The sequence below is a fragment of the Pseudomonas putida genome (genome assembly GCF_028682635.1).
GTDB lineage: Bacteria > Pseudomonadota > Gammaproteobacteria > Pseudomonadales > Pseudomonadaceae > Aquipseudomonas > Aquipseudomonas putida_AE.
Genome location: NZ_JANHLK010000004.1, coordinates 276,160 through 298,118, shown reverse-complemented (window position 1 = coordinate 298,118; position 21,959 = coordinate 276,160). Strand labels below are relative to the sequence as shown.

The 21,959-nt window shown below is 58.6% G+C and carries 17 protein-coding genes, 1 other RNA gene and 2 pseudogenes; 7 read left to right on the top strand and 13 right to left on the bottom strand.

All coding sequences use genetic code 11. From position 1 onward, the window contains the following. Window positions 1–31: 31 nt before the first annotated feature. The 10 genes and pseudogenes from NPS56_RS07405 to NPS56_RS07360 all read right to left on the bottom strand — a co-directional run bounded on the left by NPS56_RS07405 (window position 32) and on the right by NPS56_RS07360 (window position 11,999). Window positions 32–1,318, bottom strand: coding sequence for a hypothetical protein (locus tag NPS56_RS07405; protein ID WP_274074090.1), 1,287 nt, complete (start codon window positions 1,316–1,318; stop codon window positions 32–34). A 214-nt stretch (window positions 1,319–1,532) separates the two neighbouring features. After that, window positions 1,533–1,765, bottom strand: a pseudogene (locus NPS56_RS07400) (transposase domain-containing protein); the annotation flags it as partial. A gap of 183 nt (window positions 1,766–1,948) precedes the next feature. Next, a pseudogene (locus tag NPS56_RS07395) lies at window positions 1,949–3,083 on the bottom strand (integrase domain-containing protein). Window positions 3,084–3,387: 304 nt separating this feature from the next. Next, window positions 3,388–3,784: a transfer-messenger RNA gene (gene ssrA, locus NPS56_RS07390) on the bottom strand. A 95-nt stretch (window positions 3,785–3,879) separates the two neighbouring features. Further along, complete coding sequence (locus tag NPS56_RS07385) at window positions 3,880–4,155, bottom strand: hypothetical protein (RefSeq protein WP_274074089.1); 276 nt, start codon at window positions 4,153–4,155, stop codon at window positions 3,880–3,882. Between the two features lie 241 nt (window positions 4,156–4,396). Next, the gene (locus tag NPS56_RS07380; protein ID WP_274074088.1) at window positions 4,397–7,210 is read right to left on the bottom strand and encodes an FAD-binding and (Fe-S)-binding domain-containing protein; all 2,814 of its coding nucleotides are present in this window, start codon (window positions 7,208–7,210) and stop codon (window positions 4,397–4,399) included. Next, complete coding sequence (locus NPS56_RS07375; RefSeq protein WP_274074087.1) at window positions 7,207–7,878, bottom strand: LutC/YkgG family protein; 672 nt, start codon at window positions 7,876–7,878, stop codon at window positions 7,207–7,209. The genes NPS56_RS07380 and NPS56_RS07375 overlap by 4 nt, the downstream gene beginning before the upstream one ends. Continuing rightward, window positions 7,878–9,332, bottom strand: a complete 1,455-nt coding sequence (locus NPS56_RS07370) for a LutB/LldF family L-lactate oxidation iron-sulfur protein (RefSeq protein ID WP_274074086.1) — start codon at window positions 9,330–9,332, stop codon at window positions 7,878–7,880. Before NPS56_RS07370 ends, NPS56_RS07375 begins: the two co-directional genes overlap by 1 nt. Beyond that, complete coding sequence (locus NPS56_RS07365) at window positions 9,329–10,153, bottom strand: (Fe-S)-binding protein (protein ID WP_274074085.1); 825 nt, start codon at window positions 10,151–10,153, stop codon at window positions 9,329–9,331. Before NPS56_RS07365 ends, NPS56_RS07370 begins: the two co-directional genes overlap by 4 nt. 151 nt (window positions 10,154–10,304) lie before the next feature. Continuing rightward, complete coding sequence (locus NPS56_RS07360; protein ID WP_274074084.1) at window positions 10,305–11,999, bottom strand: lactate permease LctP family transporter; 1,695 nt, start codon at window positions 11,997–11,999, stop codon at window positions 10,305–10,307. A 262-nt stretch (window positions 12,000–12,261) separates the two neighbouring features. On the opposite strand from NPS56_RS07360, the gene NPS56_RS07355 reads away from it, so the two are divergent. Further along, window positions 12,262–13,029, top strand: coding sequence for an FCD domain-containing protein (locus tag NPS56_RS07355; RefSeq protein WP_274074083.1), 768 nt, complete (start codon window positions 12,262–12,264; stop codon window positions 13,027–13,029). 126 nt (window positions 13,030–13,155) lie between these two features. Here NPS56_RS07355 and smpB read toward each other — a convergent pair whose 3' ends face one another. Continuing rightward, entirely contained in the window at window positions 13,156–13,638 is a 483-nt protein-coding gene (gene smpB, locus NPS56_RS07350) for an SsrA-binding protein SmpB (protein ID WP_008057382.1), read from the bottom strand. 118 nt (window positions 13,639–13,756) lie between these two features. On the opposite strand from smpB, the gene NPS56_RS07345 reads away from it, so the two are divergent. From NPS56_RS07345 to NPS56_RS07335, 3 genes are read left to right on the top strand one after another with little or no spacing between them, the layout of a single operon-like run. Further along, on the top strand, window positions 13,757–15,160 hold the full coding sequence (locus NPS56_RS07345) for a sodium-dependent transporter (protein ID WP_274074082.1): 1,404 nt from the start codon (window positions 13,757–13,759) through the stop codon (window positions 15,158–15,160). A gap of 7 nt (window positions 15,161–15,167) precedes the next feature. Then, window positions 15,168–15,602, top strand: a complete 435-nt coding sequence (locus tag NPS56_RS07340) for a type II toxin-antitoxin system RatA family toxin (protein WP_274074081.1) — start codon at window positions 15,168–15,170, stop codon at window positions 15,600–15,602. Beyond that, window positions 15,595–15,909 (top strand): RnfH family protein, encoded by a 315-nt coding sequence (locus tag NPS56_RS07335; protein ID WP_274074080.1) that lies wholly within the window; start codon window positions 15,595–15,597, stop codon window positions 15,907–15,909. Before NPS56_RS07340 ends, NPS56_RS07335 begins: the two co-directional genes overlap by 8 nt. A gap of 60 nt (window positions 15,910–15,969) precedes the next feature. Here NPS56_RS07335 and NPS56_RS07330 read toward each other — a convergent pair whose 3' ends face one another. Beyond that, entirely contained in the window at window positions 15,970–16,497 is a 528-nt protein-coding gene (locus NPS56_RS07330; protein ID WP_274074079.1) for an outer membrane protein assembly factor BamE, read from the bottom strand. Between the two features lie 97 nt (window positions 16,498–16,594). On the opposite strand from NPS56_RS07330, the gene fur reads away from it, so the two are divergent. Continuing rightward, the gene (fur, locus tag NPS56_RS07325) at window positions 16,595–16,999 is read left to right on the top strand and encodes a ferric iron uptake transcriptional regulator (RefSeq protein WP_003197684.1); all 405 of its coding nucleotides are present in this window, start codon (window positions 16,595–16,597) and stop codon (window positions 16,997–16,999) included. A gap of 181 nt (window positions 17,000–17,180) precedes the next feature. Here the strand turns inward: fur and recN are convergent, their stop codons facing one another. Continuing rightward, window positions 17,181–18,854, bottom strand: a complete 1,674-nt coding sequence (recN, locus tag NPS56_RS07320; RefSeq protein WP_274074078.1) for a DNA repair protein RecN — start codon at window positions 18,852–18,854, stop codon at window positions 17,181–17,183. A gap of 240 nt (window positions 18,855–19,094) precedes the next feature. Here recN and grpE point away from each other — a divergent pair, with 240 nt between their 5' ends. Both grpE and dnaK read left to right on the top strand, forming a co-directional pair. After that, complete coding sequence (gene grpE, locus NPS56_RS07315) at window positions 19,095–19,661, top strand: nucleotide exchange factor GrpE (protein WP_274074077.1); 567 nt, start codon at window positions 19,095–19,097, stop codon at window positions 19,659–19,661. Window positions 19,662–19,763: 102 nt separating this feature from the next. Further along, window positions 19,764–21,680 (top strand): molecular chaperone DnaK, encoded by a 1,917-nt coding sequence (dnaK, locus tag NPS56_RS07310; RefSeq protein WP_274074076.1) that lies wholly within the window; start codon window positions 19,764–19,766, stop codon window positions 21,678–21,680. The last annotated feature ends 279 nt before the right edge of the window (window positions 21,681–21,959 follow it).

Here is a 21,959-nt window from a genome sequence, read left to right as displayed (position 1 = left end):
GCTCGCGCCTGATTCGCATGGCGGAGTACGTTCACTTATAAAGACTTCGGTACAGGCATGTACCCGTGTTTTTAATCAACAGCGGTGTGGGCGTAGGCGTTTGAGCCGCCAAAATACAGTCCGGCTTGGGAAGCACTGCGATGTCCTTGCTTACAACAGGTGCCGCCACTTTCACCTTGGCGTCAGACAATGTAATACATAGATGCGCGTAGCTACCGATCTTCTTCAAACTGACATTTCTGTGCCGGCCAGGGCAGATCAACAATATGTCCCCAAAGCGAAACTGACGGAACGCCCTCACGCTGTACAAACCATTGGGCCCTCCGTAGGCGTCCAGCTGCCAGAGATTTTTATTAAAAACCTCCTTTGGGTAATCCTTTTCGTCCAAGACATAGCTCAACTCGGTATTGTCCCTGATCTTGATCAGATTGCCTGCGGAATAGACCCACAAATCCAAAATTGCAGGAAGTAAAACGGCATTGGCAAAAACGCATACCAGCAGAGCAAGAGCGGCTCGACCGGTGCGTTGCAGCACGTTGCCTTCCGATAAATAGAAAGACATAACAGGCGCTAGGTAAAGACACATGATCAACAAGCAGACGCCGATCGCCCCAAGCGCTTCCCAGCCGTTCTCTCCGCCGCGCCAAGCCATGATACCCAGTTGAGCCGGAAACACTCCGCTCATTGAAGTAAAAGCGAGCAATAGACCTAGCCAGCCAAGCCGAACGGTGCGATAGCCTTTTCTACGCCAAGGTTTACGAGGCCCCGGCGAGAGCTCCAGTACTTTTTCCTTGAGTGACGCTTCGCTGCAGAGGACATGCCACGCTGCCCAAGCGGCAGCAAATGCGACAAATACGAAAAAGTAGTCAGGAGCGACGGTTATACCAAAGGTTGATCCCAGTAGATTAAGCGAGAGTAGTCCGTATCCTCCACCGACAATAAGGCTAAATCGAAAGGCGAGCGTTTTTTCCAACTCCCTTCCAGGCGAACATTGCGTAATACACATCATGAAGGCTAACGACGGCACTGATACGATAACCAGCAGCGAAGCTAGAACGAGTAAAGTAAAAAACAACCACGCTACGAGGTTCGATGGGTTTCCCAAAGAGCTCAGAATCAATTCTGGGTGATGGATAAGCCACAAATACTTGGTTAGAAGCGAAATTGAAATTAATGTCGCGGCCAAGGGAAGCCACCATTTGATGTCGGCAAGCAGTCCAGACAGTGCTTGCCGGTAGCTGGTAGGTCTCGATATCTCCGTTGGCGGTTGGGGTAGTGGGTTTTGCGCGGTGGTTTGCTGTTCCACTTCACCGGTCATTAGAGAAGATTCCTTCCTTGGGGATCAAATGCCATTTGGTCGTTCTGGCTTTGCGAGGTGCGCAATTCTAATGGAACGAGACCCCTTGTCAAAACTCACTACCAATCGCTGGTTATTCCAGATAGCCGTACCCGTCACGCCTAGCTTTAACGCCCTCTCAACGGTGCTGTGGCTGAAACACGCCGTAAGCGTCCGGGCATCCCGTCTTGCGTAGCTAAGCCGGTTGCCAACGATGCGGCACAACTCCCCGATTTCACTCCGCTGCGTCGGCAGGCGAGTGAGGGGGTCCTTAAAATATGCATACGCAACATGCCCGTTGAACTTGGCCGACTGGATCAAACTCATTGGTGCTGCAGCCCGTTTTCCGCTGCGTAATGACCCAACGAAAAACCAATTCTTGCGCCCTAGCGTCTATGGTCGTATCTGATTTTCGATGTGGTTATTGTCTGCGCAACTCGTCGTTGTCTGATAGAACTTTTAAGCGTGAGCCCCTGAGTATGGGAATGCGGAGCCTTCCCATACTCAGGGGCTTGGCGGAAGAGGCGCAGGCATGTAGCAGAATTAGCGACAGTCGTCATTTCTGTTGCCATGCTCCACGACAGGGATGGCATGGATTGTCGCCGGTGATGCTCAGCGTATCGGCACCACGTTACGGTCCCTGGTTTGATTGATGGCAGATGCCGACAGGCTTCCAGTGGCTGCCTTCTGGATATGTTCACTCCACCAAGCCATCATCGGACGCCGGCGTTCGATGTAGTCAGTCCTGTTGTAGGCGCTACGAACTTCGTCCTTGTCGACATGCGCCAGCGCGACCTCGATCAGTTCCGGATCCCAGCCATGCTCATTCAGGATGGTGCTCGCCATCGAGCGCAAGCCGTGGCTGACTAGACGGTCCTGAAAGCCCATGCGCTTCAACGCCATGTTGGCGGTCTGGCTATTGGCATGGGTGCGGGGGTTTCTATCTGAGGGGAACACGTACTCTCTGTTACCACTGAGTTGCTTGAGCGTTTCCAGTAACGAAAGTGCCTGATCGGTGAGGGGGATTGTGTGCGGGCGCCGCTTTTTCATGCGCTCTGGCGGAATGGTCCAAATGCGCTTGTCGAAGTCGATATCTGCCCATCGTGTGGTGGCTGCTTCGGCGGGGCGGGTCATCGTGTGCAACTGCCATTCGATCAGGCAGCGGGTCGTGCGCTTGATGCTGGCATTCGCGATTTCCATCATGAGCTCGGGAAGCTCCTCAGGTGGCAGCGCAGCCATGTTCTCTTTCTTGGGTTTCTTGAACACCGCCCGAATTCCATTGAGGGGGTTCGCAAATATCAGCCCGGAGTTGACCCCGTAGGTCATGATCTCGTTGAGTCGTTGACTCAATCGTTTCACGGTTTCGAGGCTCCCTTTGGCCTCGATTGGGCGAAGGATCTTGATAACCATCGGAGCAGTGATTTGAGAGAACGGCGTTGCTTTCATGCTTGGGAAAACATGCAGCGTCAGCGATCTCCAAATGTCTTCGGCGTAGGCTTTGGTTACGGAGTCTTTCTTCAGTTCGAACCAGGCAGTGGCCACCTTCTCGAAAGTGTGTTCAGTCTCAGCAAGTTTGGCTTGCCTTACCTCATCACGCTGGGTTTTGGGATCAGTGCCCAAAGCGAGCAACTCTCGCGCCTCTGCGGCTTTCTTCCGGGCGTTGGCTAGAGAGAGGTCGGGGTATGGCCAAGCGCCATGTTGATACGGCTTCTGGTCAACGGCTCGCGGTAATTGAATTCCACATCATTGAGCCGATCGCGCGTACTCGAAGCTGTAAGCCATCGCCGTCGCTGAGGACGAAGTCTTTACCAGTTGCCTTGACCGCCTTGAGCTGGCGATCGGAGTGGCGGTTGCGTTAGTAGGCATGGGGCTACCTCCAGCACCGTTTTGGTATCCTGAAAATAGCATTTGGTGCTCCGGGATACCACCTGGGATACCAAAGCGCCTGGAACTCAGAAATCCTCCAAAGCCCCAGGAAGCGCTGAAACTCCTGTATTAACTGGATTTCAGGCACAAAAAAAGACGTCCGTGGACGTCTTTAGATGATGAAGTGGTGGAGCCGGGGGGATTTGAACCCCCGTCCGCCAGTACTCCGCTGTCGGTACTACATGCGTAGCCGTGTCTATTAAGTTAACCCTCAGCGACCCGACGGGCAGGGTGCTTTGGGCGAGTTGTGTAAGTTTTAGCCGCTTCGTCCACAACGTACTGCACGGCGATTCTGTTCTATATGACAATCACTTTGGGTTTACAGACATCCCCTGGTGATTGCTGGACCCGAAGGTACCAGAAGCTCAGGGCTAAGGCTGCTTACGCAGCGAGAGCGAATTCCTGGCCGTAGTTATCGTCATTGGCAACTATAAGTAGTTGCAACAGTGGATTTACGAGTTCTGTTACCAACTCGGCATGCACCTAAAGTTTCGCAACCGGCGTCGAATCCTAAACGGCCCCGAACTCATTGCTCGTGAATCCGATGAGCAACAAGCCTGTGTAGTCTACGCCAATGTGGCACGGAAGGCCAACCCGAAGGTTGGCCTTGTCTGTGATCACTTTTTCGTAGGGCTGCGCTGCTGAATTTTCTCAAGCATCTGACTGGAGATCTCGATGCAGTCCTTCTCGTTACCGGCTGCCTTGGCCTTTTCCGCATCCTCCAGCGCAGTTTTTGCGTTATCCATGGAGCTCTCGGATACGGCAGGCGCGGTGGTGATGGCGTTTTTCAGTTTGGCAATGTTCCCGTCACAAAGATTTTCGTCCGCTGCGAACACCGGCGATGCCAACAGTGCAGCAGAAATGAACAATCCAGCCATTGCAGAGTGCTTCATGGGTATCTCCTTGCGCATGAGGGCTCGGTGCTGCCGGTGAATCGGGCTGCCAGCCGAGGTGGTTATAAGCCCGATTAGAGGGCCTAGCTAAATGACTATAGCCGCGCGCAGGAATTCGGTTTTTTTTTGCGATTTTGTGGGGTAAGAATTTGTAGGAGCGAGCTCGCGATGGATCTTGGGGTAACGAGTTTATCCAGACAGCACGCGTTATCGTTGACGTCCATCGCGAGCAAGCTTGCTTCTACAGGGTGGGGCGCGCTTGGGTTACGCGGTCTACCAGGTACACCAGGCTGTGGTAATCGATTCCGCCATGCTGGCTCAAGCCGATTTCGCAGGTGCGGCTGGTGGAGATGCCTTCGCTGCAATACTGCACGGCATCCTTCAACGTGCGCAGCGAATGGGCGTTCAGCTCGGGGGTGGTGAAGCCCTTGTCGCCGGCGAATCCGCAGCAGTGAATGCCTTCGGGGATGACCACGTGGTTGCTGCATTTGCGCGCCAGATCGATCAGCGCCTGGCTTTCGCCAAGGTGCTGGGTGCTGCAGGTGACATGCACCGCGATGGGCGCTTCCTGCGGTGTGAACTGCAGTCGATCCATCAGGTGCGTACGAATGAAGCGCACCGGGTCGTAGAGGTCCAGGCGCACATCGCCCAGGTCCTGGGTCAGGCGCAGCGTGCAGGGGCTGGTGTCGCAGTAGATCGGGTCGAGTCCGCCACGGCTGGCGTGGAGCAGGGCGCCGATCAGTTCCTGGCGTTTGTGTTCGGCCTGTTCGGCATAACCCTTGGAGGCGAACGGCTGGCCGCAGCAGAGGTTGTCCAGGTTGTCCGGGAAGACCACTTGATAACCGGCTTTTTCCAGCAGGCCGCGGGTCTTGTCGTACAGCGACATCTGTTCCTTGTCGCCCGCCGCCGGCCCCATCGCGCGTGAGACGCACGCGGCCAGGTACACCACGCGCGGGCGTTCGTCGGTCACCGTCGGGCTGAAGCGAATGGCTTTTTCCGGCTGCGGCATGGCGTTGGTCCATTGCGGGACCTGACCTTTGGACAAGCGCGTCAAGGTCGCCGACAACTTTGCCAGGCGGGGCGCCCCCAGCAACATCCGTGCGCCATTGGCCACGTGCAGGGTGAAACGCGCACCTTGCAGCGCCGTGGCGAAATTGCCTTCAAGCCAGTTGGCGGTTTTCGTATGAGATGCGTGTAGGCCACGAAGCTTTTTCACCAGCTCGCCGGTGTTGATTCCCACAGGGCAACGCTGGGCACAAAGACCGGTGGCAGCGCAGGTATCGATGCCCTGGTATTCGAAGGCCGCTTCAAGTTCGCGGGTATCGACCCCGGCGCGTTTCTTCGCCTGGATGTCCCGCCAGATGACGATGCGCTGGCGCGGGCTCAAGGTCAGGCCCTTGGATGGGCAGACCGGTTCGCAGAAACCGCATTCGATGCACTTATCCACAATCTCGTCGGCGGCGGGTAAGGGTTTCAAGTGCTTGAGGTGGATCTGCGGGTCTTCGCTGAGAACCACGTCCGGATTGAGTATGCCGTTGGGATCGAGCAGGCGCTTGAGCTGCCACATCAACTGATAGGCGTCGCTGCCCCATTCCAGTTCGACGAAGGGTGCCATGTTGCGCCCGGTGCCGTGCTCGGCCTTCAGTGAACCGCCGAACTCGACCGCCACCAGTTGCGCCACGTCGTCCATGAACGCCTGATAGCGTGCGACTTCTTCCGGGTTGTTGAAGCCTTGGGTGAAGACGAAGTGCAGATTGCCTTCCAGTGCATGTCCGAAAAGGATCGCTTCGTCGTAGTGATGTTTGTCGAACAACTCGATCAGTCGGTTCACGCCGATGGCCAGTTGTTCCACCGGGAAGGTCACGTCCTCGATAATCACCGTGGTTCCGGTTTTGCGCACCGCGCCGACGGCGGGGAAGGTGTCCTTGCGGATCGCCCAGAGCCGGGCGTTTTCCAGCGGGTCTTCGGTGAAGTCGACTTGTTTCTCTACCGGGAACGAGGACAGCGACGCCATGATCTGCGCCAGTTGTTCCTGCAGCAACGAGGACGATGCGGCGCGGGATTCGATCAGCAGGGCGCAGGCATTGTTCGACAGCTGTTGTACGAAAGCGGGCATGCCCGGCTTGTTCTGCACCGAACGCAGGCTGCGCCGGTCCAGCAGCTCTACCGCTGACACCGGTTGGCTTTTAAGCACGGTGACGGCGTTGCAGCAGGTTTCCACATCGGGGAATACGATCAGCGCCGAGGCCTTGTTCGGATGATCGATCACCGTGTCGTAGGTCACTGCGCTGATAAAGCCGAGGGTGCCTTCGGAGCCCACCAGCAAGTGGCTCAAGATATCCACAGGCTCGTCGTAATCCACCAGGGCGTTGAGTGACAGGCCGGTGGTATTTTTCAGACGGTATTTGTGGCGAATTTTCGCAGCCAGATCGGCATTGGCGCGGGTCTCGCGGCCCAAGGTCGCGAGACGCTCCAGCAGGTCGCCATGACTGGCGCGAAACGCCGCGACACTCGCAGCATCTTCGGTATCGAGACGGCTGCCGTCGGCCAGTACCAGGCGAATGCCGGCCAGGGTGTGATAGGTGTTTTGTGCCGTGCCGCAGCACATGCCGCTGGCATTGTTGGCAACGATGCCGCCGATTTTACAGGCGTTGATCGAGGCCGGGTCCGGGCCGATCTTGCGCCCGAACGGTGCCAGCCAGGCATTGGCCTGCGCGCCGATCACCCCCGGTTGCAGGCGGATTTGTGTGCCTTGGCCACGGATCTCGCGACCGTTCCAGTTATCCCCCAGCACGATCAACACCGAATCGCTGATGGCTTGTCCGGACAGGCTGGTGCCGGCGGCGCGGAAGGTCACCGGCACCCGATCGCGTTGCGCCAGTTTGAGCAGCGCCACCACTTCCTCTTCGGACTCGACGCGAATCACCAGTTGTGGAATCAGGCGATAGAAGCTGGCATCGGTGCCGAAGGCCAGCGTCGACAGCGGATCGTCGAAACGTCGTTCCTGGGGAATCAGTTGCTGCGCATCGCGCAGGAAAGCGGCCGGTAGACTCATTGGTCCTCCAGGATCAGCACCACCAGGTCTTTCGGACCGTGGGCGCCGTAGGCCAGGACTTGCTCGATGTCAGCGGTTTTCGACGGGCCGGACACGAGCAAGGCATTGGTCGGCATGCCCTGGGCCCATTCGAATTCCTGTTGTACCTGATAGAAATTGTCGCGGATTTCACTGGCCTTGAGCAGGGCGAAATGCACCGGGGGCGCCAGGCTCATCAGGCGCGGTTCTTCCCGCGTCGGCCAGATAATCAGGCTGCCCGTGGCGGCGATTGCGCCAAGGGTGGTGGTCAGGCTCGCCGGGGTGTCGTTGAACAGTTCGGCTTTCCATTCTTCAACCGGACGGTTGTAGGCCTTGAGTGTTGGCAGCCCGGGATTTGTCGCCCAGTGTTGAGTGACGCGTTGCCCATGCGGCGTAGTCGGGGCGATCAACAGGCTGGGCAGTTGGCGCTCCTGCAGCAGTTTCGCCAACAACGCCGGCCAGTCTTCGCCGGACGTCAGATGGATTTCCGTGTGTACCGCTTCCATCAATTTGCGCAGCTGTGGGATGCGTTGTTCCGGGGTGTAAGTGTAGGGCTGTGTCACCAGATCGACATCGAAGTCGTCCGCCACTGGCGTGGTGCCTGTCAGACTTTTACGCAATTTGGCGAGGATGTTTTGCTTGGCGCTCATCAACGGTCTCCCTGTTTGGCCAGATGCTCGCGGGCCATGTCATGCAGTGAGCGGGCAGCGGGTTTTGGCGCGCTGTGGTTTTGCGTCCACGGGCCGACATTTTTCGGCGTCAGGGCGCGCAGGCGAGTCGCCGCCAGGACGAACAGGCGATACAGCGTCGGCGAGCTGTTGAGCCTGGCCCAGGCGTTCCAGATGAACCGCTCCTTGCGCGAGTACTTGCTGCCCTGGCCGCGCATCACTTGATGAGGGCTGTCGGGCGCCTTGACGTTTTCCTCCCGCAGGCGACGCAGCAGTGAAGGAATCGGAATCTTTACCGGGCACACCTCACCGCAGGCACCGCACAACGAAGAGGCACTGGGGTGGTCCGGGACTTTCGCCAGGCCAACCATGTGCGGGGTGATGATTTTTCCGATAGGGCCGGGGTAGACCTCGCCGTAGGCATGGCCGCCGATTCGAGTGTAGACCGGGCAATGATTCATGCAGGCGCCGCAACGGATGCAGTTCAGGGTCTGGCGCAGTTCGCTGTCGGCAAAGGCCTGGCTGCGACCATTGTCGAGCAATACCAGGTGAACTTCCTGAGGGCCGTCGAGCTCATGCGCCTTGCGCGGGCCGGAGATCATGTTGACGTAGGTGGTGATCGGGATGCCCAGGGCCGAGCGGGTCAGCAACGACAGCAGCGGCACCACGTCGCGCAGGTTCTCCACGACTTTTTCGATGCCGGTGACGGCGATGTGCACCGGTGGCACCGTGGTGGTCATGCGACCGTTGCCTTCGTTTTCCACCAGCAGCAGGGTGCCGGTCTCGGCCACGGCGAAGTTGACGCCGGAGACGCCGATGTCCGCTTCGAAGAATTTCTGCCGCAGGACCCTGCGACCGATCTGAATGAGTTGGTCAACGTCCTTGGTGTATTCCACGCCAAGTTTGTCGTGGAACAAGGACGCGACCTGACCGGCATTCTTGTGGATCGCCGGCATGATTATGTGTGAAGGCTTCTCGTGGTCGAGCTGGACGATGTACTCGCCCATGTCCGATTCCAGGCATTCAATGCCCTGTTCAGCGAGGACGTGGTTCATCTCCATTTCTTCGCTGACCATCGATTTGCCCTTGATCACTTGCCGCCCCTCGTGAGCGCGGATGATCGAGAGGACGATGCCATTGGCTTCGTCCACCGTTCCCGCCCAGTGCACTGTCACACCGTTGCGGGTCAGGTTTCGTTCAAGTTGCTCGAGCAGGTCGGGCAACTTCGATAAAGCTCGGGCGCGGACAGCATTGCCCAGCGCGCGCAGGTGTTCTCTTTCATGGGCATCGCTGAACGCCGCGGCCCGTTTGGTCATCAGTGAATCCATCGCCTTGCGGAAGTTGCCTCGCAACTGCGCATCACCCAAGGCCTCGTGAGCCCGGCTGCGGAAGTCTTCTTCTACGGCAACCGTAGGAATAATCTCGGCGGCGCTCATTGGGCACCCCCGGTACGCTGCCAGAGGAAACTGGCCAGGTGTTGGCCGCGCAACGCTTCTTTCTGTTTCTCCAGCGAGCCGTTGATATTCATCAGGCACCCGCAATCGGCACTGAGTACCTGGTGCGCGCCGGATTCCTTCAGCGAGCGGGTCTTGTCGGCCACCATCGCCCCGGAAATGTCTGGCATTCGGACGCTGAAAGTCCCACCGAAGCCACAGCATTCGCTTTCGTGACTGTGCTCGACTCGTTCCACGTTGCCCAGTTGCGCCAACAGTTCGCGGCCGTGCAGGTGGGTGTTCATTTCCCGGCGGGCCGAACACGAGGTGTGCAGCGCTACTTTCACCGGTGTGCCGCTGTCCTTGAACTGCACTTTGCAGACAAACAACAGGAACTCGGCCAGCTCGTAGGTCCTGGAGGCCAGTGCCTGAACCTGCTTCAAGGTGTCCGGTTCGTCCTTGAACAAGTCGGCATAGTGTTCGCGCAACATGCCCGCGCAGGAACCCGAAGGCACCACCACCGGATAATCCCCGGCGAACAGCGCCAGTTGCGAGCGCGCCACGGTCCTGGCCTGCTCGGTGTAACCCGAGGTGTAGGCCGGTTGCCCGCAGCAGCTTTGCCCTTGCGGGTACTCGACACGGATGCCTTCGCGTTCCAGCAAGTGGATCGCGTCCATTCCGGCTTGCGGGTAGAACAGATCCACTACGCAGGTGCCGAACAGGTACACCCGTTGCGGTTTTTCGCTGGGGTATTGCCGAGGCTCGGGCAGTGGCGGGGCGACGCGGGTCGCATTCGGCACAGCGTTGTAAAAAAGCTCGCTCATCAGGCGTGTCTCCGGGTGGGCCCGGTTATCCGTCCGCTGAGGCCGCTGAATATAGACAGAGATTCTTTCAGCAGCCTTGCAGACCGGGTGGTGAATAGCTGACGCCGGGGTTGTGGCCCGGCGTCGGTTTTTTCCTTGTCGCCTGTAGGACTCAGTGCACCAGCATGCCGGTGAACCAGTAGGCCTGGGCCAGGGTGATCAGGCCGACAATCGTTGCAAAGAACAGGCTGTGCTTGAGGGTGAAGCGGAACAGGTCCGATTCCTTGCCCACCAGGCCAGTCGCGGCGCAGGCCACGGCGATCGATTGTGGCGAGATCATCTTGCCGGTCACGCCGCCGCTGGTGTTCGCTGCCACCAGCAAGGTGTCGTTGACGCCGATCTGGTGGGCGGTGGTTGCCTGCAACGAACTGAACAGCGCGTTGGACGAGGTATCGGAACCGGTCAGGAACACGCCCAGCCAGCCGAGGAACGGCGAGAAGAACGGGAAGGCGGCGCCCGTGCCGGCGAGGACCAGAGCCATGGTCGAGGACATGCCCGAGTAGTTGGTGACGAACGCAAAGGCCAGCACCATGCCGATGGACAGGATCGGCCAGCGCAGTTCGTAGAAGGTCTCTTTCAAAGTGGTCAGACCAGTTCTGAGGTTGATCTTCAGGACCAGCATCGAGATCAGCGCCGAGAAGAAGATCGCGGTGCCGGTGGCGGAAATCGGGTCAAGCTTGAACACGGCCGGGAGGGCGGTCGGCGCGGCCACGATCGGCGCGACCTTGATCACCAACTGATCCAGGTGCGGAATGGCGAAGTTGAACACGAAGCTGTACATCGAGCCACCAGCGGCAAACATCGCCTTGAACGGCTTGAGGGTCCAGATGGTGACCAGCACGGTCAGGATCAGGAACGGCGACCAGGCTTTGAAAATTTCCCCCAGGCTGTAAGGCGAAGCTACGGTAGTGCGTTTCTGGCCGAAGCCACCGGCGCTGGCGCTGACCACGGAAGCCGATACGGCACCGACGATGTGCTGGCCGGCAGCGCGTTTGGGCTGCCAGACCTTGAGGAACAGGGTCAGGGAAATCAGGCTGGCCAGGGCCGACGTGATGTCAGGCAGTTCCGGGCCGATGAAGTTGGAGGTGAAGTATTGGGTCACGGCGAAGCTCAAACCTGCGACTAGCGCTGCCGGCCAGGTTTCACGGACGCCACGCAGGCCATCCATCATGAACACCAGCCAGAACGGCACGAACAGCGACAGCAGCGGCAGCTGGCGACCGGTCATGGCGCCGATCTTGAAGGCGTCGATGCCGGTCACTTGCCCGGCGACGATGATCGGAATACCGAGGGCACCGAAGGCCACTGGCGCGGTGTTTGCGATCAGGCACAGGCCCGCGGCGTACAGCGGGTTGAAGCCCAGCCCTACCAGCAGCGCCGCGGTGATCGCCACCGGTGCGCCGAAACCGGCCGCGCCTTCGAGGAACGCACCGAAGCAGAAGCCGATCAGCAGCACTTGCAGGCGTTGGTCGTCGGTGATCGACAGCACCGAGCTGCGGATCACTTCGAACTGGCCACTCTTGACCGTCAGTTTGTAGAGGAATACCGCCGCCACGATGATCCAGGCGATCGGCCACAGGCCATAGGCAAAGCCATACCCGGCGGCGGCGAACGCCATGTCCACGGGCATCTTGAAGGCAAGGATCGCCACCAGGATCGACAAGGCCAGGGTGATGCTACCCGCCACGTGTCCTTTGAGACGGAACACGGCCAGGGCGAGGAAGAAAAACACGATGGGAATGACGGCTGCGAGTGCGGACAGGCCGAGGCTGCCGAGCGGGCTGTAGAGCTGTTGCCAGGTTTGCATATGGGGTGGCCCCTAATTGTTGTTGGTCAGGCACTGATCAGCGTTCTTGGTTAATTGGTAATACCAATTTACAATCGCTGTTGGCTAGGGTAAAAGCCTTGTAGCGGTGTGTCAATTTGCCGCCCTAAAACTTTTGTCGTAGGCAGGGTTTTGCGCAGGATCTGGCCTGTTCGGGAAATGCTCGCGTGGCAGGTGCCTGCGCCGTATGGATAGGCCAGAATAGAGCCCCGGCGCACCGTCGGGTTGTTGGAGAAAATGAGTTATGGCGTTTGATCAGATCCGGCAGCGCCGTTTGTCTGACGATATTGTCGAGCAGCTCGAGGGGATGATCCTCGAGGGCACGCTGAAGGCCGGTGAGCGCTTGCCGGCCGAGCGCGCGTTGGCCGAGCAATTTGGCGTTTCTCGTCCATCGTTACGCGAAGCCATTCAGAAGCTGACCGCCAAGGGCCTGTTGGTCAGTCGTCAGGGTGGCGGCAATTACGTGGTCGAATCCCTGGGCACTACCTTCAGTGATCCCCTGTTGCATCTGCTGGAAAGCAACCCCGAAGCCCAGCGCGACCTGCTGGAGTTTCGCCACACGCTGGAAGCGTCTTGCGCCTATTACGCGGCGTTACGCGCCACCGACGTTGACCGCGAGCGACTGACCGCGGCGTTCAATCAATTGCAGGACTGCTATTCGCGTCACGATGAAGTCAGTCGGGCGGAAGAGGGCGCGGCGGATGCAAGTTTTCACCTGGCGATTGCTGAAGCCAGTCATAACGCGGTGTTGCTGCACACCATTCGTGGCCTGTTCGATCTGCTCAAGCGTAACGTAGTGACGAACATCGGCGGCATGTACAAGCAGCGCTCCGAAACCCGCGACATGCTGATTACCCAGCACCGGGAGTTGTATCAGGCGATTATCGAAGGCAGGGCGGAACAGGCGCGGGAAGTCTCCAGTCGACACATCCTGTATGTGCAGGAGGTGCTGGAGGAGGTGCGTCAGGAAGTACAGCGCGTGGCTCGGGCGGAGCGGCGCAAGGGGATGTAGTCAGACGGTTTTGTGTCGTTTTTGCGATTGCATTCGCGAGCAAGCCCGCTCCCACATTTGTTTTGTGTCGTTCACAAATCCATTGTGGGAGCGGGCTTGCTCGCGAAAGCGGTCTTAGGGCAAAGACTAATCTTCCTTGCCCTTGTTGCGCACCGCACGCTGCAATTCGCGCCCGGCGTCGCGTTCGCGCTCGGTATCGCGCTTGTCGTATTCCTTCTTGCCCTTGCCCAGAGCGATCTCGCACTTGACCATGTGCTTGCTCCAGTACCAGGACAGGCACACGCAGGCGTAGCCTTTTTGCTGCACGGCGGCGGCAAGCTTTTCCAGCTCGCGCCGGTTGAGCAGCAATTTTCGCGTGCGCACCGGATCGGCGATGACGTGGGTGCTGGCGGTCGTCAGGGGCGTGATGTGGCTGCCGAGCAGCCAGGCTTCGCCATCCTTGAGCAGTACGTAACTGTCAACCAGTTGCAACTTGCTTGCCCGCAGACTTTTTACTTCCCAGCCGGCCAGGACCAGACCAGCCTCGAACCGATGTTCGATGAAGTAATCGTGTCGCGCCTTTTTATTTTGCGCGATGGTCCCTGTTGGGTGTTTCTTCTGTTTAGCCATAGGGGCGGCATTATAGGGAGTTGCGCGCGAGTCGGCTACGGGATTGCTGCGTGCTTGAGCAGGTTGATTGAATCCCGGACAATGCGGCCTCTTTTTTGAACGCTTGGTCGTAATAACGATGTCGACAGACAAGGTTTCTGTCCACGGCAGTTGGGCTAGCCGCTGGGTCTTCATACTCGCCGCGACCGGTTCGGCCGTGGGCCTGGGTAGTATCTGGAAATTCCCCTACATGGTCGGGGTCTATGGCGGCGGGGCCTTCGTGCTGATGTTCCTGGCCTGTATCGCATTGATCGGTGTGCCGGTCATGCTCGCCGAAACCCTGATCGGCCGGCGCGCCCGGCAGAGCCCGGCCAACGCCTTGAAGGTGCTGGCGCTGGAAGCGGGGCATTCGGGCAAGTGGTCCTGGGGCGCGTTTGCCGGAATGATCACGGCGTTGCTGATCCTGTCTTTCTATAGTGTGGTCGGCGGCTGGTCGCTGGACTACATCATCGACATGGGGCGTGGCGACTTCCAGGGCGCGACGGCCGATCAGGTGGGGGCGTACTTTGGCAACGTGATCGCCGATCCATGGCGCCTGACACTTTGGCACACGATTTTCATGCTGCTATCGGCGATAGTCATCGCCAAGGGCGTGGTGGCGGGGCTTGAGCGCAGCCTGCGGATCATGATGCCGCTGCTGTTCGTGATGATCCTCGTGTTGCTGGGCTACAGCATGACCACCGGGCATTTCATGGAGGGCGTACATTTCATGTTCGACTTCCACCCGGAAAAAGTCCTCGACGGCTTGCTGCCGGCCATGGGGCACGCGTTCTTTTCCCTGAGTGTCGGGGTCGGTTCGATCATGATCTACGGCGCCTACATGCCCAAGCATTCGTCGATTTCCGGGACCGTCGTCGGTGTGGCGCTGCTGGATACCTTCGTGTCCCTGGTGGCCGGCCTGGCATTGTTTCCGATTGTGTTTGCCGGCGGCCTGAACCCGAGCGAAGGCCCTGGCCTGATGTTTGTCAGCCTGCCATTTGCCTTTGGTAACGTAGCGTTTGGCCAGTTGATGGGCGTAGTGTTCTTCGTGCTGGTCGCGATTGCAGCCTGGAGTTCGGCCATATCCTTGCTCGAGCCCATGGTGGCTTATTTGGTCGAGCGCTCGAAGATCAGTCGCGCCTGGGTCACCTTCTGGCTGGCGTTTACCTGCTGGTTTGTCGGTCTGGGCACCGTGTTTTCCTTCAATATCTGGAAGGAGGCCAAGTTTTTCGTGAACGAAGGCGGGCTGTTTCACCTCTATCAATGGGGTGCGGCGGGCGGCCTGGATTTCTTCGGCGTGATCGATTTCTTCACCTCGCGAATCATGCTGCCGCTGGGTGGATTGTGTTTCGTGGTATTTGCAGGCTGGGTAATGGGGCGTGACGCAGTGCGTGATGAACTGTCGATGCGTAACCCGATGTTGTTTGCCCTGTCCTTGTTCTTGATGCGCTATGTGGCGCCCATCGGCATTCTCGTAGTGTTTGCCGCCCAGCTCTGGAAGTGACGCTGACATGACGACACACATTTCACGTTCGGCCTTGCTGCCGTACCCCGCGCAAGCGCTGTATGACCTGGTCAACGACGTGGCGCGGTATCCGGAATTCCTGCCCTGGTGTTCAACGGCCGAAGTCCTGGAAAGCTCCGCCGAGCATATGCGAGCCAGCGTTGGCGTGGCCAAGGGCGGGCTCAGCCAGCATTTCGTGACGCGCAACACCCTGGTGCCCGGCCAATCGATCGAGATGAATCTCGAAGAGGGGCCGTTCACTCAGTTGCATGGTGTGTGGGTGTTCAAGCCGTTGGGCGAGAAAGCCTGCAAGATCAGCCTGGACCTGTCGTTCGATTACGCAGGCCCGATCATTCGCGCGACCCTGGGGCCGTTGTTCAATCAGGCGGCCAATACGCTGGTGGACGCGTTCTGCCAGCGCGCCAAGCAAATGCATGGTTGAGGCGATGATAGAGGTCGAGGTGGTCTATGCCGCCGTTGATCGCCAAGTGCTCTTGCCGGTGAAGGTGCCGGCAGGCACGTCCGTTCGCGCCGCCTTGCTGAAGTCCGGTATTGCTCAAGCTTTTCCGGAGCTGGAACTGTCGCAGTGCCCGGTGGGGATTTTCGGCAAGGTGGTCGTCCATCCCGACAGTCGCCCGGTGCAACCGGGGGATCGCATCGAGATTTACCGGCCATTGCTGGCGGATCCGAAGGAGGTGCGTCGACTACGTGCGGCCAAGGCTGCCGAGGCTAAAGCGCGAAATCAGTGAGCCGGGTAAATGCCAGGCATTAAAAAACCCGGACATGCCGGGTTTTTTTTACGTCGCAAATTATTGCGGCGAGGTTTCCAGAGGTTCTGGAGTCGGAACGGGTACGGTTTCGACACCGTCCACTTCCTTCTGGATCTGATCAAGCAACGAACCTGGCTTGACCGGTTTTTCCGGTTTCGGCTGTTCGACGTTCTCTGCCGGCGCAGTGACGGCAGGGGCGCTGTCCTTGCCCAGAATGGCTTCGTCGCGGCTCATGCCGGGCATGAAGTCGCCAGAAAGGCTGACAAGCTGGTCATTTGGGTTGAAGATAACGCTAATGCGTTCCTGTTGGCGTTCACCGCCACCCGGTTGCAGGCTATACAAGTAATCCCAGCGATCGGCATGGAACGTATCAGTCAGCAGAGGGTTGCCCATGATAAACCGTACTTGCTTTCGGGTCATTCCCGGGCGTAACTGGTCTATCATGTCCTGCGTGACGACATTGCCCTGCTGGATGTCGATTTTGTAAACCCCGGGGAATGAACAACCGGCGAGTGCGAGCAGTCCCACAAAGGTGAAACTGGTTAGCAAGAGCTTGGTGTTTTGCATCGGTGGGCGACTTCCACTATCTTGGCTGGGACAACGTAAACGCCGATCATACCCGCATTAAGAGAAGCTGCGAAGCAGCATCGCGAGAAAGCTGACCATGGTTGAAAATAGCGAACTACGCAAAGCCGGCCTCAAAGTGACCCTGCCACGGGTCAAGATTCTGCAAATGCTCGACTCTGCCGAGCAGCGCCACATGAGTGCCGAGGATGTCTACAAGGCATTGATGGAGGCTGGCGAGGACGTCGGTCTGGCCACGGTTTACCGTGTACTGACCCAGTTCGAGGCAGCTGGACTTGTGGTGCGGCATAATTTCGACGGAGGCCACGCGGTCTTCGAACTGGACGACGGCAAGCATCACGACCATATGGTCAACGTCGAAACCAGCGAAGTGATCGAATTCTTCGACGAAGAAATCGAGCGCCTGCAGAAAGCCATCGTCGACAAGTATGGCTTCGAGATGGTTGATCACAATCTTGTGTTGTACGTGCGCAAGAAAAAGTAAGCATGTCGCGCGAACCCACGGTTCGCGAAACGAACGAAGGCGACCCCAGGGTCGCCTTCGTGCTTTCTGCTGCTTGTGCAGGTTTGGATAGGCCTGTAGGAGCTGCCGCAGGCTGCGATCTTTTGACCTTATAAAAGCAAGATCAAAAGATCGCAGCCTGCGGCAGCTCCTACAGTTCGCTTTAGATTTTTGCAGTGACGACCATCTTCTTGGCGTGAGCCAGGGATTCCTTGGTCAGGTCGATGCCGCCCAGCATCCGGGCCACTTCTTCGACGCGATCGTTCTTGCTCAGTTTGGAGACGGCCGTGCGAGTGGCATCCGCGCCGCGAACTTTGTGCACAAATAAATGCTGATGGCCCTGCGCCGCTACCTGGGGCAAGTGCGTGACGGTCAGGACTTGGCCGCGCTCGCCGAGACGACGCAGCAACTGGCCGACGATTTCCGCGGTGGGGCCACCGATGCCCACGTCCACTTCGTCGAACACCAGGGTCGGAACGCGGGAGGTTTGCGCGGTGATGACCTGGATGGCCAGGCTGATTCGCGACAGTTCGCCGCCCGATGCCACCTTCGCCAGCGCTTTCAAAGGCTGCCCGGGGTTCGCGCTGACCAACAGTTCTACCTGCTCGAGTCCGTTCGGGAGCAATTCATTGCTGTTGTTCGGTCGCAGCTCGATGGCAAACCGCCCGCCGGGCATGCCCAGGCGCTGAATCTCCTGTTCCACCGCGCTGGCCAGGCTGCTGGAGGCTTGGTGGCGCAGGTCGCTTAACTCCCGAGCCTTCTCCTGATAATGACGGGCATAGGACGCCAGCTCATCGCTCAGTCGCTCGATGGACTCATCGTTGGCGTTCAGGGTTTCGATTTCATCCAGCAAGCGCTGCTGCATCTCGGCGACTTCGGTCGGCTGGATGCGGTGTTTGCGCGCCATGGTGTAGATCGCATCGAGGCGTTCTTCCAGGTATTGAAGGCGCGCCGGGTCAGCGTCGAAGTTATCCAGGAAGCGGTTCAGCTCACCCACGGCCTCTTCAACCTGGATCTGCGCACTGGTCAGCAGGCTGCTGGCTTCGCCCAGCGCGCCAATCGAGCTGTTCACGCTCGACAGGCGGTTCAGGCTTGCCGTCAGGGCGTTGAGGACATTGCCGGAATCACTCTCGCTGCATTGTTCGACCACTTGCCGGCAGATACCCAGCAAGGTTTCCGCGTTTGTCAGGTTCTTGTGTTCCTGTTCCAGTTCTTCCAGTTCGTTGTCGCCCAGGCCAAGGTTTTCCAGTTCTTCAAGCTGGTAGCTGAGCAACTGATGGCGGGCGCGTTGCTCATCGCCGGAGTTGGACAGTCGCTCAAGCTCCTGGTGAGTCTGGCGCCAGCGCTGGGCCGCCAGATGCACCTGGCGGGCGAGGTCCGTGGCACCGGCGTACTCGTCGAGCAGGCGCCGATGGGTGTCGGTCTTGAGCAGCGACTGGTGTTCGTGCTGGCTGTGGATATCGATCAGCAGCTCACCCAGGGCCTTGAGATCGCCCAGCGGGCAGGGCGTGCCGTTGATGTAGCCACGCGAACGCCCTTCGGCGGTGATGACCCGGCGCAAGATGCACGGGCCATCGTTCTCGAGGTCGCGCTCGGCGAGCCAGGCGCTGGCTTCCGGGATGTCGACCAGGTCGAAGGTGGCCAGGATGTCGGCCTTGTCTGCGCCGGGGCGGACCACGCCGCTGTCGGCGCGATCGCCGAGGGTCAGGCCCAGGGCGTCGAGCATGATCGACTTGCCGGCGCCGGTTTCCCCTGTGATCACGCTCATTCCTCGATCCAGTTCAAGATCGAGATGTTCAACGATGGCGTAGTTATGTACGGACAGGTGCACCAGCATGAAGGCCGCTCCCAGGCTTTAGGTCTGGTTATTTATACAGTGTTTTGTTTCTGGCTGACAATGCCCCTCGTTAGCTCGTTTCGCTTGAGCCGACGAAATCCTTAGCGCGCCGGGGAATGACAATGCAGAGCTTTTTGTAGGGTTAATCGCATCCAGCCCCTTGAAGCCGGATTTTGCGGCCCCATATAGCTGGACAGAAGCGCGAGTCGAGCTCGCGGACGATATTGAAAGGAGAATTCTATGGCTGACGAACAGACAGTGGATACGCAAAATCTAGACGCCGACCAGGCTTCCCAGGCTTCGGGTGATGACCTGGCGGCTCGTGTACAAGTGCTCGAAGAGCAACTGGCAGCTGCGCAGGATCAGGCTTTGCGTGTAGCCGCCGATCTGCAGAACGTCCGCCGTCGCGCCGAGCAGGATGTGGAAAAGGCTCACAAATTCGCGCTGGAAAAATTCGCCAGCGACCTGCTGCCGATCATCGACAGCCTGGAGCGCGGCCTGGAGTTGTCCAGCCCGGATGACGAAAGCATCCGTCCGATGCGCGAAGGGATCGAGCTGACCCTGAAAATGTTCCAGGACACCCTGAAACGTTATCAGCTGGAAGCGATCGATCCGCACGGCGAACCGTTCAACGCCGTTCTGCATCAGGCAATGGCCATGCAGGAAAGCGCCGACCTCGAGCCGAACAGTGTTCTGAAGGTGTTCCAGAAGGGTTATCAGCTCAATGGACGCCTGCTGCGCCCGGCCATGGTCGTGGTCAGCAAGGCCCCTGCGCCAGTTTCGCCTTCGATTGACGAGCAGGCTTGAAATTAGCCGCAAGGCCCCCATTTAGAAGTCAAGCGTTTAAGTGCTACCGCAGTTAGCCACCACTGCTGCGGCAACCAAATCCAAAGTTTCGGGAGAGTGAACATGGGCAAAATTATCGGTATCGACCTGGGGACTACCAACTCCTGCGTCTCCGTGCTGGAAAACGGCAAGGCCAAAGTTATTGAAAACGCAGAAGGCGCGCGTACCACGCCGTCGATCATCGCGTACGCCAACGATGGCGAAATCCTGGTTGGCCAGTCCGCCAAGCGTCAGGCTGTGACCAATCCGCACAACACCCTGTATGCGGTGAAGCGTCTGATCGGTCGTCGCTTCGAAGAAGAAGTGGTACAGAAAGACATCCAGATGGTCCCTTACAAGATCGTCAAGGCTGACAACAACGACGCCTGGGTTGAAGTGAACGGCCAGAAAATGGCGCCGCCACAAATCTCGGCTGAAATCCTCAAGAAAATGAAGAAGACTGCCGAAGACTACCTCGGCGAGCCAGTGACCGAAGCGGTGATCACCGTTCCGGCCTACTTCAACGACAGCCAGCGTCAAGCGACCAAGGACGCCGGCCGCATCGCCGGTCTGGATGTGAAACGTATCATCAACGAACCAACCGCAGCCGCTCTGGCTTACGGTATGGACAAGGCCAAGGGCGATCACACCGTGATCGTTTATGACCTGGGTGGCGGTACGTTCGACGTTTCCGTGATCGAGATCGCTGAAGTCGATGGCGAGCACCAGTTCGAAGTATTGGCCACCAACGGCGACACTTTCCTGGGTGGTGAAGACTTCGACATTCGTCTGATCGACTACCTCGTCGACGAATTCAAGAAAGAAAGCGGCATGAACCTCAAGGGTGATCCGCTGGCGATGCAGCGCCTGAAAGAAGCCGCTGAAAAAGCCAAGATCGAGCTGTCTTCCGCTCAGTCGACCGACGTCAACCTGCCGTACATCACTGCAGACGCCACCGGTCCAAAGCACCTGAACGTGAAGATCTCCCGCGCCAAGCTGGAATCGCTGGTTGAAGACCTGGTTCAACGCACCATCGAGCCTTGCCGCATTGCGCTGAAAGACTCCGGTATCGAGATCGGCGCGATCAACGACGTGATCCTGGTCGGCGGTCAGACCCGTATGCCACTGGTTCAGAAGCTGGTGACCGAGTTCTTCGGTAAAGAAGCACGTAAAGACGTGAACCCGGACGAAGCTGTCGCCATGGGTGCTGCCATCCAGGGCGCGGTACTGGCCGGTGATGTGAAAGACGTTCTGCTGCTGGACGTCAGCCCGCTGACCCTGGGTATCGAGACCATGGGTGGCGTGATGACCGCGCTGATCGAGAAAAACACCACGATTCCTACCAAGAAATCGCAAGTGTTCTCGACTGCCGACGACAATCAGGGCGCCGTGACCATTCACGTGCTGCAAGGTGAGCGTAAGCAGGCTGCACAGAACAAGTCCCTGGGCAAGTTCGACCTGGCCGAGATTCCACCAGCACCACGTGGCGTGCCACAAATCGAAGTGACCTTCGACATCGACGCCAACGGCATCCTGCACGTAGGCGCCAAGGATAAGGCCACCGGCAAGACTCAGTCGATCGTGATCAAGGCCAACTCCGGCCTGTCCGACGAAGAGATCGAGCGCATGGTGCGTGATGCCGAGGCCAACGCCGAGGAAGACCGCAAGTTCGAAGAGCTGGCCGCTGCCCGTAACCAGGGCGATGCACTGGTTCACTCGACGCGCAAAATGGTTGCCGATGCTGGCGACAAGGTAAGCGCTGAAGAGAAGACTGCGATCGAAGCTGCCGTGGTTGCCTTGGAAGCCGCCGTGAAAGGCGACGACAAGGCTGCTATCGAAGCCAAGGTTGAAGAGCTGTCGAAAGTCTCCGCGCCAGTGGCGCAGAAGATGTACGCCGAACAGGCTCAGCCAGCTGAAGGCGCGGCACCGCAAGGTGAGTCGGCCGAGAAGGCTGATGACGTGGTCGACGCCGAGTTCGAAGAAGTCAAAGACCACAAGTAAGTTGTTGGTCGGCCGGTTGACTGCCTTGCGGCGGTGACTGGTAGGATGTCGCCGCGCGGGAGCTTGCTCCCGCGTTGGCGTATCTGGAATACGTGAATTTTTACAGCATGCGACAACGTTCGGATGTTGGTGGTATGGCCGGAAATGCTCCTGCTTTTCGCGCCGCAAGTACCGCAAGAATCAAAGACCAGGATCGTTGAATTGACGTGAGTTGGGTCCGGGCCTGTATTGGGGCTCAATGAGTTCGGCAGACTCAGGAGGGTTTTGTCGAACGTCCTC